The sequence below is a fragment of the Flavobacterium sp. UBA4854 genome (assembly GCF_002399805.1).
GTDB lineage: Bacteria > Bacteroidota > Bacteroidia > Flavobacteriales > Flavobacteriaceae > Flavobacterium > Flavobacterium ginsengisoli.
Genome location: NZ_DHEI01000135.1, coordinates 62,806 through 63,079, shown reverse-complemented (window position 1 = coordinate 63,079; position 274 = coordinate 62,806). Strand labels below are relative to the sequence as shown.

The following is a 274-nucleotide window of genomic DNA, read 5'->3' as shown; positions in this document are numbered from 1 at the left end:
TGCCATGCAATAAACCGCTTTTAGAATTGGCAATCAATAATATTATTACAAACGGAGTAAAGTATTCTGATAATAATGAAGTGTTTGTGAATCTTTCTGCTAATAAAGAAATGATTAAAATTACAATTAATGATATCGGAATCGGTATTCCGCCTGAAGATATTCCGCATTTATATGAACCTTTCTTTAGAGGTAAAATCGCTGCCAAATACATTGGTTACGGTTTAGGACTTCCATTAGCTTCTAAAATCATTAGAATGCATGATGGAGAACT

General features: G+C 32.1%; 1 protein-coding gene. It reads left to right on the top strand.

Annotation, left to right across the window (positions count from 1 at the left end):
* Positions 1-274, top strand: a 274-nt coding sequence (locus B3J44_RS19945; protein ID WP_286971037.1) for a sensor histidine kinase, incomplete at both ends; no start/stop codon positions are given.